We start from the raw sequence: 13575 nt of genomic DNA on the forward strand, positions 1-13575 counted from the left end.
CGCGTGCTGGCCGGCGGCAAGCGCCTGCCGGGGCAGTTCTTCGAGCCCACCGTGGTGGCCGACGCCACCGCCGACATGCTCTGCGCCCGCGAGGAAACCTTCGGCCCCTTCGCACCGGTGTTCAAGTTCCACACCGAACAAGAAGCCATCGCCGCGGCCAACAACACCGAATTCGGCCTGGCCAGCTACTTTTACAGCCGCGACGTGGGCCGCATTTTCCGCGTGAGCGAGGCGCTGGAGTACGGCATGGTGGGCATCAACGTGGGCATTCTGGCGACCGAACACGTGCCCTTCGGCGGCGTCAAGCAGTCTGGCCTGGGCCGCGAGGGCTCGCACCACGGCATGGACGACTACGTCGAGATCAAGTACCTCTGCATTGGCGACGTGCTGAAGTGAGCCCCGGGCTGGCCAGGGTGGGCCGGCCCGCCAAACACCAACGCCTTCGGTCCGCAAAAACCGAAGGCGTTGTCTCGGGAGGCCCAGGCTGGGCCGCCGGGCCAAGTGGGCGCTAGGTGCGCGCCGAAGCGCGCCAACGGGCCAGCAGCGCCAGGATTTCGCCCATGATGCCGCGGCGGAACGCCAGCACGCAGACCACGAAGATCAGGCCCGTGACCAGGGTGACCGATTCACCCAGGGTGCCGAACCACTCCACCGAGGTCAGACGGGCCAGGAAGGTGCCGAATTCGCCGATCTTGTTTTCCAGCAGCACCACCACGGCCGAGCCCACCAGCGGCCCCGACAGGGTGCTAAGGCCGCCGACCAGCGTCATCAGGATCACCTGCCCCGAAGCGGTCCAGTGCACGTCGCTCAGGGTGGCAAAGCCCAGCACCAGGGTTTTGAGCGAACCGGCCAGCCCGGCGATGGCGGCCGACAGCACGAAGGCCAGCAGCTTGTAGCGGTGCGTGTCATAGCCCAGCGAAATGGCGCGGGGCTCGTTCTCGCGGATGGCCTTGAGCACCTGGCCAAACGGCGAATGGATGATGCGCACGATCAGCAAGAAGGCCAGCACCACCACGGCCAGCGCCACGTAGTACATGGCGAGGTCGTTGCTCACGTCCAGCAGCCCGAACAAGGTGCCGCGCGGCACGCCTTGCAGGCCGTCTTCGCCGCCGGTGAAGGGCGCTTGCAGGCAGACGAAGTACAGCATCTGCGACAACGCCAGGGTGATCATCGAAAAGTAGATGCCCTGCCGCTTGATGGCCAGGTAGCCAAACACCAGGCCCAGCAAGGCCCCGGCCGCGGTGCCGAAGACCAGGCCCAGTTCGGGCGAGAGTTCCCACACCTTGATGGCGTGGCCGGTGACGTAGGCGGCCCAGCCGAAGAAGGCGGCGTGCCCGAACGACAGCAGCCCGGTGTAGCCCAGCAGCAGGTTGAAGGCGGCCGCGAACAGCGCGAAGCACATCAGCTTCATCACGAACACGGGGTAGGCGCCCAGGGAAGGGGCCAGGATCAGGCCGAGCAGCAGCACGGCGTAACCCAGGGTGGTGGTGGTTCTGAAATTCATGTGGTGGGCCCCTTCACTTTTCCTTGCCAAACAAGCCGGCGGGGCGAATCAGCAGAATGATGACCATGATGACGAACACGACAGTGGACGAGGCTTCGGGGTAAATCACCTTGGTCAAGCCCTCGACCACGCCCAGGCCCAGGCCGGTCAGGATGGAGCCCATGATGGAACCCATGCCGCCGATCACCACCACCGCGAACACCACGATGATGAGGTTCTGCCCCATCAGCGGCGAGACCTGGTACACCGGCGCGGCCAGCACCCCGGCAAACGCCGCCAGCGCGGCGCCGAAGGCGTAGGTCAGGGTGATCATCAGCGGCACGTTGATGCCGAACGCCTCCACCAGGCGCGGGTTTTCGGTGCCGGCGCGCAGGTAGGCGCCGATGCGGGTTTTCTCGATCATGAACCAGGTGGCCAGGCAGACCGTGATGGACGCCACCACCACCCAGGCGCGGTAGTTGGGCAGCATCATGAAGCCGAGGTCGGTCGCGCCCTGCAGCAGGTCGGGCGTGTCGTAGCCCAGACCGGACACGCCGTAAATGGAGCGGAACACGCCTTCGATGATCAGCGTCAGGCCCAGGGTGAGCAGCAGGCCATAGAGGTGGTCGAGCTTGTAGATCCAGCGCAGGAACAGCCGCTCGATCAGCACACCGAAGGCGCCGACGATGACCGGGGCGGCCACCAGCATGACCCAATAGTTGACCTCGAAGTAGTTCATGCCCATCCAGGTCAGGACGGCGCCGGTCATGAACAGCGCCCCGTGGGCGAAGTTGATGACGTTGAGCAGGCCAAAGATCACGGCCAGGCCCAGGCTGAGGATGGCGTAGAACGACCCGTTGACCAGCCCGAGCAGGAGCTGACTCAACAAGGCCGGCATGGGTATACCGAAGATATCCATAGGGTCAGGGGGTGTGAGGACGGGGAGTCCGGCGGGCAAGGGCCCAGGCCCTTGCCACACCGGTCAGGGGGTCACTTCCAGAGCGCGCACTTGGACTCGGCCTTGGTGGTGAACACCTCTTCGCCGGGCATCTTCTTCACGATCTTGTAGTAGTCCCACGGCTTCTTGGACTCGGCCGGGGACTTGACCTGGGCCAGGTACATGTCGTGCACGTAGCGGCCGTCGGCACGCAGGTAGCCCGAACCGAAGAAGTCGTTCATCTTCATCTTGCGCCAGGCCTCCATCACCTTGTCGGCGTCGGTGGACTTGGCCGCCTCCACCGCCTTGAGGTAGTTCATCATCGAGGAGTAGTTGCCGGCCTGGATCTCGGACGGCATGCGCTTGGTCTTCTCGAAGAAGCGGTTGCCGAACTTGCGCGTGTCGTCGTTCAGGTCCCAGTACCACGGGGTGGTCAACATCAGGCCCTCGGTGTTCTTCAGGCCCAGCGAGTGGAAGTCGGTGATGAAGGACAGCAGCGTGACCACCTTCATGTTCTTGCCGATGCCGAATTCCTTGGCCGCCTTGATGGAGTTGATGGTGTCGCCGCCGGCGTTGGCCAGGCCCAGCACCTGGGCCTTGGACGCCTGGGCCTGCAACAGGAAGGAGGAGAAATCGGACGCGTTCAGCGGGTGGCGCACACCGCCCACCACCGTGCCGCCCTTGGCCTTGATCACGTTGGTGGTGTCGGACTCCAGCGCGTGGCCGAAGGCGTAGTCGGCGGTCAGGAAGAACCAGTTTTTGCCGCCGGTGTCCACCACCGCACCGCCGGTGCCTTTGGCCAGGGCCACGGTGTCGTAGGTGTAGTGCACGGTGTAGGGCGAGCACTGTTCGTTGGTCAAGGCGGCGGTGGCGGCGCCGTTGTTGACGTACACGCGCTTTTTCTCCTGCGTCACCTTGGCGGTGGCCAGGGCGGTGCCGGAGTTGGTGCCGCCGAAGATGGCGACGGCGGCCTGGGTGTCGATCCACTCGCGCGCCTTGGAGGCGGCGATGTCGGCCTTGTTCTGGTGGTCGGCGCTCAGCAGCTCGATCGGCTTGCCCAGCACCTTGCCGCCGAAGTCGTCGATGGCCATTTGCAGCGCCAGCGCACCGTTCTTGCCGTCGATGTCGGCGTACAGGCTGGACATGTCGGTGACGAAGCCGATGCGGACCTTGTCCTGGGCATGGGCGGCATGGGTGGCCAGACCGGCCACGCCGAGCATCAGGGCCAGGGCTTTCAAAGTGGGTTTCATGGTGTCTCCTTCTGGTGGGTGGAATGAATCGGCGCGCAAGCGAACGGGGGACCGGGCGTTCAGACGCCCAGCAACTCGTTGAGCACCGGCATCTTGGCCTGCAGTTCGGCGGCGCCAAACTGCTCGACGATGCCGCCGTGCTCCATCACGTAAAAGCGGTCCGCCAGTGGCGCGGCAAAACGGAAGTTCTGCTCCACCATCACCACGGTGAACCCCTTCTGACGCAGGGTGGTGATCATGCGGGCCAGGGCCTGCACGATCACGGGGGCCAGGCCCTCGGAAATTTCGTCCAGCAACAGCAACTGGGCGCCGGTGCGCAGGATGCGCGCGACCGCCAGCATCTGCTGCTCACCGCCCGACAGGCGGGTGCCCTGGCTGTGGCGGCGCTCGGCCAGGTTGGGGAACATGGCGTAGATTTCGTCCAGCGACATGCCCGGGCGCCCGGTTTTGAGGGCCGGGGGCAGCAGCAGGTTTTCCTCGCACGACAGGCTGGAGAAAATGCCGCGCTCTTCCGGGCAGTAGCCCACGCCCAGGTGGGCGATGCGGTGGGTGGGCAGGCCAATGGTTTCCACCCCGTTGATCTGGATGGAGCCTTGGCGGGCGCCGGTCAGGCCCATGACGGCGCGCAGGGTGGTGGTGCGGCCGGCGCCGTTGCGGCCCAGCAGCGTCACCACCTCGCCCGGCTGCACGGTGATGTCCACCCCGTGCAGCACATGGGATTCACCGTACCAGGCCTGCAGGCCGCGGATTTGCAAAGCGGGAGCGCTCATGTCAATGGGCTCCTTGCCATTGGCCGTCGGTGGTGCCCATGTAGGCGGCCATCACGTCGGGGTTGCTCGACACCTCGGCGTAGGGCCCTTCGGCCAGCACGGCACCGCGCTGCAGCACGGTGATGCGGTCGGCGATGGTGGACACCACTTTCATGTTGTGCTCCACCATCAGGATGGTCCGGCCCACCGACACTTTTTTGATCAGGTGCATCACGCGGTCCACGTCCTCGTGGCCCATGCCTTGGGTCGGTTCGTCGAGCAGCATCAGTTCGGGTTCCATGGCCAGGGTGGTGGCAATTTCCAGGGCGCGCTTGCTGCCGTAGGGCAGGTTGGCGGTGGTCTCGTCGGCCTGCTCGGCCAGGCCGACCTCGGCCAGCAGGGCCACGGCGCGGTCGTCCAGCACGCGCAAGCTGCGCTCGCTGCGCCAGAAATGGAAGGCGGTGCCGGTTTGGCGCTGCAGGGCCACGCGCACGTTTTCCAGCAGCGTCAGGTGGGGGAACACCGCCGAAATCTGGAACGAGCGGATCACCCCGCGCCGCGCGATCTGCGCCGGCCGTTCGCCGGTGATGTCGTGGCCGTTGAAGCGGATGCTGCCCGAGGTGGGCTCCAAAAACTTGGTGAGCAGGTTGAAGCAGGTCGTCTTGCCGGCGCCGTTGGGGCCGATCAGGGCATGGATGCTGCCCCGGCGGACCTGGAGGTTCACGTCGCTGACGGCGGTGAACCCCTTGAATTCCTTGGTGAGGTGCTGTGTTTCCAGTATGGTGTCGCTCATCGGCGGGCTTCCCAAAAATACCGACCCATCGGTACGTTGCGGCCATTCTGCGCACAGAATCGTTTCATCTGATAAGGGAATACCCCGGGAAATGTCGCCCGCTGGCCGGAAATTGACACCCTGGCGACAAGCGGGTCCGCCGCCGGTCCGGGGCCCGGCCACGTACACTGGCGGCCAAGTCGTTCCCCCTGAGGTGTTCATGCGCGCAGCCCTGCGGCCTACCCTGTTCTTTCTGTGCTGCCTCGCCCTGTGGGGGGCCCTGGCCCCGCCAGCGGCCTGGTCGCAGACCGCCCCGGTGGCCACAGCCGCCCCGGCAGCGGCGACCCCGGCGCGGCCGCGCATCGGCCTGGTGCTGTCGGGCGGTGGCGCGCGCGGCTTTGCCCACGTGGGCGTGCTGCAGGCGCTGGAGGCCGCCCGGGTGCCGGTGGACCTGGTGGTGGGCACCTCCATGGGCGCCATCATCGGGGGCCTGTACGCCAGCGGCCTGTCGCCCGAGGCGCTGGAGCGCGAGATCCTGGGCGTGGACTGGGCCAGCCTGTTCACCCAGCGCCTGCCCCGGCAGGAACTGTCGCAACGCCGCAAGGAGGAAGATTTCGAGTTTTCCCCCGTGCTGCAGTTGGGCTTCCAGGACGGCGAATTTCGCCTGCCGCAGGGCGCGGTGTCCAGCCGTTCGCTGGAGCTGCTGCTGCGCCGGCTGACCCTGCACACCCGCCAGCTGGACGGCTTCGACGGCCTGCCCATTCCGTTCCGCGCCGTGGCCACCGACATGGAAAACGGCCAGCCGGTGCTGCTGGCCGCCGGCGACCTCGCTGCCGCGTTGCGCGCCAGCATGTCGGTGCCGGGCGTGTTCGCGCCGCTGCACTGGCAGGGCCGCATCCTGGGCGACGGTGGCCTGGTCAACAACCTGCCGGTGGACGTGGCCCGCCAGCTCGGGGCCGACGTGGTGATCGCCGTCAACATCGGCACCCCCTTGGCCGCGCGCGACACGCTCGACACCGCCGTGGGCGTGACGGTGCAGATGCTCAACATCCTGACCGAGCAGAACGTGCAGCGCAGCCTCGCCAGCCTGGGCCGGCAGGACCTGCTGCTGGCGCCGCCGCTCGGCCCACTGACCGCGGGCGACTTCGACCAGGCCCCGGCGCTGGTGGCCGCAGGGCGGGCCTACGGCCAGGCGGTGGCGGCGTCGCTGGCGCGCTTGAGCCTGGCGCCGGCCGATTACGCGGCCTGGCGCGCCCAGCGCGAACGCACCCACCAGGCCCTGCAAAACAGCCTGCCGGCCCAGTTGGCCTTTGTGCGGCTGGAGGGCGCGGACACGCCACAGGCCGCCCGCTTGCAGCGCCAGCTTGACCTGCGCCCCGGCGACGCGCCCGACCCCGAACGCATCGAGCAGGACCTGCGCCGCCTGGTGGCGCTGGACGACTACGTGCGGCTGGACTACCGGCTGGAGCCCGAGCCCGGCTCCCCGCGCGAGGGCCTGGTGTACCAGCTGACCGAAGACCCGGCGGGCCTCAACCAGTTCCGCGTCGGGCTGGACCTGCAGACCGACTTCCAGGGCCAGGGCGACTTCCGCCTGCGCATCAGCCACAACCGGCGCGACGTGAACCGCCTGGGCGCCCAGTGGCGCAACCGGGTGGAACTGGGCGCCACCGTGGCCGCGGGCACCGAGCTGTACCACCCACTGGGCACCGACCGCGACCGCTTCGTCAGCCTGTACGCCGACCACGAACTGCGCAAGATCGAATGGTTCGACGCCGCCGGCGACCCGTTCGCGCTGTTCCGCCGCCGCACCACCCGCCTGGGGCTGGACGCGGGCTGGCACCTGGGCCGCGTCGGCAACTGGGGCGACGTGCGGTTCGGCCTGTTCGGGGCGCGGCGCCAGTCACTGCCCGACTACGTCAACCTGAACCAGCCCGGCGGCCTGCGCAACCAGACCTGGACCGAGGCGGCCTGGCGCCTGGCCTGGGTGTCGGACCAGCTCGACCACGCCAACTTCCCGCAAAGCGGCCACCGCCACCAGGCGGAATGGCAAGCCGGGCGCTACCGCTCCGACGCCGGACGCACCGCCTTCGTGCGCTGGGACGCCAGCGCCAACCAGGTGTTCAGCCACGGCCCGCACACCTGGAACGCCTACCTGCGCGTGGGGCATTCGTCGGCGGTACCGCCCGGCGCGGCCGACGAATACTCGCTCGGTGGCTTCCAGCAGCTGTCGGGCTACCGCATCGGGCAGGTGGCCGGCAACTCGCTGGTGCTGGCGCGGCTGGGCTACTACCGGCGCCTGCCGGTGCAGCCGGGCGTGGCGCGGGCGCTGTTCGCCGGCGGCACGCTGGAGGCGGGCAACGCCTGGAACAGCCAGGAACAACAGCGCCCCAACAGCCTGCGCAAAGACCTGCGCTGGGGCAGCAGCCTCTTTCTGGGCGCCGACACCGGCATCGGCCCGGTGTACCTGAGCCTGGTGCACGCCCCCCGGGGATACACTGGCCTGTATTTTCTGCTGGGCAAGCCCTGACCCCCTTTTTTTCCGAGCGAGACCGCCCCATGAACCCCCTGTTCACTTCCCGCTGGGCCCGCCGCGCCGGCATTGCCGCCGCGCTGCTGCTGGGCCTGTGGCTGCTGGCCTGGCTGGGCGGCCCGCCGCTGCTGCGCTGGCAGATCGAGCAACAGGCCAGCCAGGCCCTGGGGCGGCCGGTGCAGGTGGGCGAGGTCACGTTCCGCCCCTGGTCGCTGGAGCTGCGCCTGCGCCAGCTGCGCATCGGTGCCGCGCCGGATGCGGCGGACGCCGAGCCGCTGCTGACCGTGGACGAGCTGTACCTGGACGCCGAGCTGCAGTCCCTGCTGCGGCTGGCCCCGGTGGTGGACGCCGTGCAGGTGCGCACCCCCCGGCTGCACCTGACCCACCTGGGCGCCGGCCGCTACGACATCGACGACGTGCTGGCCCGCCTGCGCCAGCCCGACGAAGCGCCCACCGAGCCGCCGCGCTTCGCCGTCTTCAACATCGCCCTGAGCGACGGCCAGGTCACCTTCCACGACGCCCCGCGCGGCGTGCGCCACACGCTGGACGGCGCGCAGCTGCACATCCCCTTCCTGAGCAACCTGGGCGCGCGCCGCGACGTGGTGACCACGCCGCACCTGGCGTTCCGGCTCAACGGCACCGCCTTCGATTCGCGCGCCGAAACCACCCCCTTCGCCGACGACCACCAGACCCAGGCGCACCTGACAATCGACGCGCTGGACCTGGCCCCCTACCTGCCCTACTGGCCCAGCCAGTGGCCGCTGCGGCCGCACAGCGCCCAGCTGGACGCCGACCTCACCCTGTCGTTCGAGCAGGCCGAACAACCCCGGGTAGGCCTGGCCGGCGACCTCACCCTGAGCCGGCTGCAGCTGACCGAACGCAGCCCCACAGGCGACACCGACCTGCCGCTGTTCGCGCTGCAGCGCCTGCACCTGCAACTGGCCGACGTGCGGCCGCTCGACCGCCACCTGGGCCTGGGCACGCTGGAACTGGACGGCCCCACCCTGCACCTGCGCCGCGACGCGCGGGGCGCCCTCAACCTGCATCGGCTGCAGCAGGCCTGGCAAGGCCCCGCCGCACCCGAAACCGCCCCCGCCCCGAACAGCGGCCCCGGCTGGACCGTGGCCCTGCCGCGGCTGCAGGTGTCCCAAGGCACGCTGCACTGGGCCGACGCCAGCACCCGGCCCGCCGCCGCGCTCAGCGCGGAACAGATCGAGCTGACGGTGCAGGACGCCGCCTGGCCGGCCGAGCGGCCCATGGCCCTCCGGGGCGGCCTGTCGCTGGCGGGCACGCCCGTGGCCTGGGAAGGCCAGGCCAGCGGGAGCGCAGCCGAATTGCGCCTGACCACCCAAGGCCTGCCGCTGCCCGCCGCCGCGCCCTACCTGGCCGCCGTGCTGCGCCCGGCCTTGGCCGGCCAACTGCATGCCGACGCCACCCTGCGCTGGCAAGCGGCCCGGGGCGACACCCCTGCCCAGCTGGCGCTGCAAGCGCCCAGCCTGGCCCTGACCGGCCTGCGCCTGGGCCCACCACAACGGCCCCAGGCCAGCCTGCAAAGCCTGGCCCTGCAGGCGGTGCAGGTCGACCTGCTGGCGCGCCGCGCCACCATCGGCCAGGTGCGCCTGGACCAGCCCACCCTGCAGCTACAACGCCAGCGCGACGGGCGCTGGATGTTCGAAGACTGGTGGCCCACGGCCGCCGCCGACCCCCCCCCGACGCCCACCGCCACCAGCAGCCCCTCCAACACGACGCCCCCCTGGGACCTGGCGGTGGAGGAACTGCTGATCGCGGCGGGCACCGTGTCGCTGCGCGACGCCAGCGTGGGCAACGGCACCGCCCTGGACGCCACCCAGCTGACGCTGCAGGTGCGCCAACTGCGGCCCCTGGCGGCCCAACAGGCCCCCATGCCGGTGCGACTGTTGGGCCGCCTGGCCCAGCCGCGGCGCGAACCCGGCCGCCTGGCCTTCGACGGCACGCTGCGCCTGCCGGGTGCCGCACGCCAGCCCACGCCGCTGGACACCCGCGGCCAGCTGCGCCTGGAGCGCCTGCCCCTGCACGCGCTGGAACCCTACCTGGCCGAGGTGCTGAATTTCGAGCTGCTGCGCGCCGACGCCAGCTACCGCGGCCGCATCGCCCTGGCCCTGCCCAGCGCCGGCCCCACCCTGGAACTGCAGGGCAACGCCGCCCTGGAAGACCTCAAGGCCAGCACCCGCGACCCCAGCGAAGACCTGCTCGACTGGAAAGCCCTGAACCTGCGCGGCCTGGACCTCGCGGTCGAAGGCGGCCAGTTGCGCCGCCTGGCCATCGCCGAAACCGTGCTGAGCGACTACTTCGCCCGTGTCGTCATCGACCCCAGCGGGCGCATCAACCTGCAAGGGCTGGTGGGCCCGCCCGCCCACGGCGCCCAAGCCCGCGCGGCCACCGAGCCCAGCGGCGCCCTGCCTCCGAGCGGCCCCGACGCCGGCCCACGGCTCGCCTCCCCGCCCCCACCCGGCCCGCCCGACGCCGCGGCGTCCCCGCCACAGATCGACTTCGGCCCCATCGCCTTGGTCAACGGCCGGGTCCGCTTCTCGGACCGCTTCGTGCAGCCCAACTACACCGCCAACCTGAGCGAACTCAGCGGCAGCCTGGCGGCTTTCTCCAACCGGCCAGGCAGCGACAGCAGCCCCACCCTGGCCGAGCTGACCCTGCGCGGGCGCGTCGAGGGCAGCGCCACGCTCGACGTGTCCGGGCGGCTCAACCCCCTGGCGCAGCCGCTGGCGCTGGACATCCGCGGCCAGGTGCGCGACCTGGAATTGCCGCCACTGACCCCCTACAGCAGCAAATACGCCGGCTACGGCATCGAACGCGGCAAACTCAGCGTGGACGTGACCTACCGCATCGACCCCAGCGGCCAGTTGCAGGCGAGCAACCAGATCGTGCTCAACCAGCTGCGCTTTGGCGACCGGGTGGAGGGCAGCGACGCGCCCAACCTGCCGGTCAAACTGGCGGTGGCGCTGCTGGCCGACCGCAACGGCGTGATCGACATCAACCTGCCCATCAGCGGCTCGCTCAACGACCCGCAGTTCCGCCTCGGTCCCATCATCGTGCGGCTGGTGGTCAACCTCATCGGCAAGGCCATCACCGCGCCGTTCGCCCTCATCGCCAACGCGCTGGGCGGCGGCGATAGCCTGCAACAGGTGGCCTTTGCCCCCGGCAGTGCGCGCCTGGACCCCGACGCGCGCCAGGCCCTGGACCGCGTGGCCCAGGCCCTGCTCGACCGCCCCGCGCTGCAGCTCACCGTGGTCGGGCACAGCCAGTTGGACGCCGAACGCGCGGGTTTTCGCCGTCTGAAGCTCGACAGCATGGTCGCCGCCGAAAAACGCCGCCGGGCCCTGCGCGACGGCCAGGACGGCAGCGCCACCGCCCCGGTGAGCGCCGAGGAATACCCCGCTCTGCTCAAGGAGGTGTACCGCCGCGCCGACATCGCCAAACCGCGCAACCTGGTGGGGCTGGCCAAAGACCTGCCGCTGGCCGACATGGAAGCCCTGCTGCTGGCCGCCGTGCCCGTGACCGACGCCGACATGCGCGAACTGGCAGTGGCCCGCGGCGTGGCGGTGAAGGACTACCTGGCCGGCCGGCAGGTCCCGGCCGAACGCCTGTTCCTCGGGGCCAACGGCGCCCCGCCCGCGACCGACGCGGAGCCAGCCGCCCGGGCCGAACTCAAACTCTCGGTCAATTGACCCGGCCCGGGCCGGAAACGGCCCGGGATTCGCATAGAATCCAGCCTCACGCGGGTGTCGTTCAATGGTAGGACTCTTGCTTCCCAAGCAAATAACGTGGGTTCGATTCCCATCACCCGCTCCAGACGCACATCCCGGAGCACCGCGCACCCCAGAGCACCCGTTGATCCGCCCAGGACAACGGGTTTTTTGTTGAGGCACCGGCCGCCCGCGAACCACCCGAGCCGACCCATGACCGACACCCCCCAACGCCCCGCCCTGCCCGACCGCCTGTCCGTCCACCCCGGCCCGCACCACGTGCCAGCGGTGTTTGAACACGACATCGGCATCGTTTTCAACGGCAAAGAACGCTTCGACGTGGAGGAATACTGCGTCAGCGAGGGGTGGATCAAGGTGCCCGCCGGCAAGACCAAAGACCGCAAGGGCCGCCCTTTGCTGATCCAGCTCAAGGGCACGGTCGAAGCCTTCTACAAATAAACCCCGCGCGGCCGCGGCGGCCGGCCGACTCTGCTAATATTCCGTCAATTCAATTGATCGAATCAAGCCGTGCCGCCCAAACCCGTCCCCGCCGAACTGGCCGAACAGCGCCGCCGCAACGTCCTGGCCCTGTGGCTGCGCTGGCGGCTGCAGGCCCTGGCCCAAGGCCAATCCGGTGAAGACCGCGCCTTCGCCGCCTTCGTGGGCCTGGCCGGCGCCCACTGGAGCCGCGTCAAGAAAGACACGCCCCTGGGCCACAAACTGGCCCGCCAGATCGAACAGGCCTGCGGCGTGCCCACCGGCTGGCTGGACGAAGCCCACCCCGACGACACCCCCGCCGCGCCCCCCGCCCACCCGTCCCCGGTCTGGCCGGGCGAGCCCCCTGTCGCGGGCACGGCGGCGCGCGCCCTGCTGCAGGACGCGCTGGGCCCGCGCGCCCACCTGGCCATGCCGCTGATGGCCCACAACACGCCCGCCGGCATCCCCTTTGGCGCGGCCGATTTCGAAGTGGACCGGCTGGACCTGGCCCAGATGCTGGCCCTGGACGAACCGCACTGCTTCATGACGCGCGCCAGCGGCCAGTCCATGACCGGCCGCGGCATCGACCACGGCGACCTCATCGTCGTCAACCGCGCCTTGCAGGCCCAGCACCACGACATCGTGGTGGCGGTGCTGGACAACGAAATCACCCTCAAGACCCTGCACCAGCGCGACGGCGTGGTCAAGCTCCTGCCGGCGCACCCGGACTACCCCGACATCGTGCCGGCCGAGGGCCAGACCCTCACCGTCTGGGGCGTGGTCACGGCCTGCGTCAAGGTCTACGCCCGCAAACCCTGAAGGCACGCCGGCCATGCCGCCCGCCCCGGTGTTTGCCCTGCTCGACGGCAACAACTTTTACGTCTCGTGCGAACGGGTGTTCAACCCGCGGCTGGAGCGGCGTCCGGTGGTGGTGCTGTCCAACAACGACGGCTGCGCCGTGGCCCGCAGCGAGGAGGCCAAGGCCCTGGGCATCCGCATGGGTGCGCCGTGGTTCCAGATCCGGCACCTGGAACACAGCGCCGGCCTGGCCGCGCTGTCGGCCAATTTCGAGCTGTACGCCGACATGAGCCACCGGCTGATGCAGGTCGCCGAGCGGCTGGGCTGCGGCCAGCAGGTCTACTCCATCGACGAGTGTTTTCTGGACCTGACCGGCCTGCCCGACGCCACCGCGCAGGCCCGCGCCACGCAGGCGCGCATCCAGCAGTGGCTGGGGCTGCCCAGCTGCATCGGCCTGGGGCCGACCAAGACCTTGGCCAAGCTGGCCAACCACATCGCCAAAAGCGCCGGCCGCGCCGGCAGCCCCTACCCGGCCCAGCTGGGTCCGGTGTGCAACCTGCTCGATCTCACGCCCCGGCAGCGGGACTGGCTGTACCGCCGCACCGACGTGGGCGAGGTCTGGGGCGTGGGCCCGCGCATCGCGCAGCAGCTGCGCGCGGCCGGCGTGGCCACCGTGCACGACCTGCGGCGGCTCGATCCGCGCCACGTGCGGCAGCGTTGGTCGGTGGTGCTGGAGCGCACCGTGCGCGAACTGAATGGTGTGCCCTGCCTGGCGCTGGACGAAGCCGACGTGGCCAAACAGGCCATCGCCTGCACCCGCAGCTTCGGCCAGACCGTGACCG

Annotated in this window: 11 protein-coding genes and 1 tRNA gene; 7 read left to right on the forward strand and 5 right to left on the reverse strand. The window is 69.7% G+C overall.

All coding sequences use genetic code 11. The features are described from left to right. Positions 1 to 396: aldehyde dehydrogenase family protein (locus HA630_RS05980; protein ID WP_166833258.1), on the forward strand; the 396-nt coding region annotated here is incomplete at its 5' end. 112 nt (positions 397 to 508) lie between these two features. Here HA630_RS05980 and HA630_RS05985 read toward each other — a convergent pair. From HA630_RS05985 to HA630_RS06005, 5 genes are all read right to left on the reverse strand, one after another. Then, positions 509 to 1504, reverse strand: coding sequence for a branched-chain amino acid ABC transporter permease (locus HA630_RS05985; protein WP_166833260.1), 996 nt, complete (start codon positions 1502 to 1504; stop codon positions 509 to 511). A 13-nt stretch (positions 1505 to 1517) separates the two neighbouring features. After that, positions 1518 to 2402, reverse strand: coding sequence for a branched-chain amino acid ABC transporter permease (locus HA630_RS05990; protein WP_166833262.1), 885 nt, complete (start codon positions 2400 to 2402; stop codon positions 1518 to 1520). A gap of 71 nt (positions 2403 to 2473) precedes the next feature. Continuing rightward, a complete protein-coding gene (locus tag HA630_RS05995) occupies positions 2474 to 3670 on the reverse strand; it encodes an ABC transporter substrate-binding protein (RefSeq protein WP_166833264.1) in 1197 nt (398 codons plus the stop codon). A 59-nt stretch (positions 3671 to 3729) separates the two neighbouring features. Then, the gene (locus HA630_RS06000; RefSeq protein ID WP_166833266.1) at positions 3730 to 4440 is read right to left on the reverse strand and encodes an ABC transporter ATP-binding protein; all 711 of its coding nucleotides are present in this window, start codon (positions 4438 to 4440) and stop codon (positions 3730 to 3732) included. Between the two features lies 1 nt (position 4441). After that, positions 4442 to 5212 carry an ABC transporter ATP-binding protein gene (locus tag HA630_RS06005; protein WP_166833268.1) on the reverse strand — a complete coding sequence of 257 codons (771 nt, stop codon included), beginning with the start codon at positions 5210 to 5212 and terminating at the stop codon, positions 4442 to 4444. Between the two features lie 199 nt (positions 5213 to 5411). On the opposite strand from HA630_RS06005, the gene HA630_RS06010 reads away from it, so the two are divergent. The 6 genes from HA630_RS06010 to HA630_RS06035 form a co-directional block, all read left to right on the forward strand. Then, positions 5412 to 7718 (forward strand): patatin-like phospholipase family protein, encoded by a 2307-nt coding sequence (locus HA630_RS06010; protein WP_208299983.1) that lies wholly within the window; start codon positions 5412 to 5414, stop codon positions 7716 to 7718. Between the two features lie 29 nt (positions 7719 to 7747). Further along, complete coding sequence (locus tag HA630_RS06015; protein WP_166833272.1) at positions 7748 to 11440, forward strand: DUF748 domain-containing protein; 3693 nt, start codon at positions 7748 to 7750, stop codon at positions 11438 to 11440. Between the two features lie 50 nt (positions 11441 to 11490). After that, positions 11491 to 11564, forward strand: a tRNA-Gly gene (locus tag HA630_RS06020). Between the two features lie 107 nt (positions 11565 to 11671). Next, positions 11672 to 11917 carry a DUF3297 family protein gene (locus HA630_RS06025; protein ID WP_166833274.1) on the forward strand — a complete coding sequence of 82 codons (246 nt, stop codon included), beginning with the start codon at positions 11672 to 11674 and terminating at the stop codon, positions 11915 to 11917. A 69-nt stretch (positions 11918 to 11986) separates the two neighbouring features. Beyond that, a complete protein-coding gene (locus HA630_RS26510) occupies positions 11987 to 12754 on the forward strand; it encodes a LexA family protein (RefSeq protein ID WP_371809211.1) in 768 nt (255 codons plus the stop codon). A gap of 13 nt (positions 12755 to 12767) precedes the next feature. Further along, positions 12768 to 13575 (forward strand): Y-family DNA polymerase (locus HA630_RS06035; protein WP_208299984.1); only part of this gene is annotated, 808 nt, incomplete at its 3' end.

The sequence above is a fragment of the Aquabacterium sp. A08 genome (assembly GCF_011742065.1).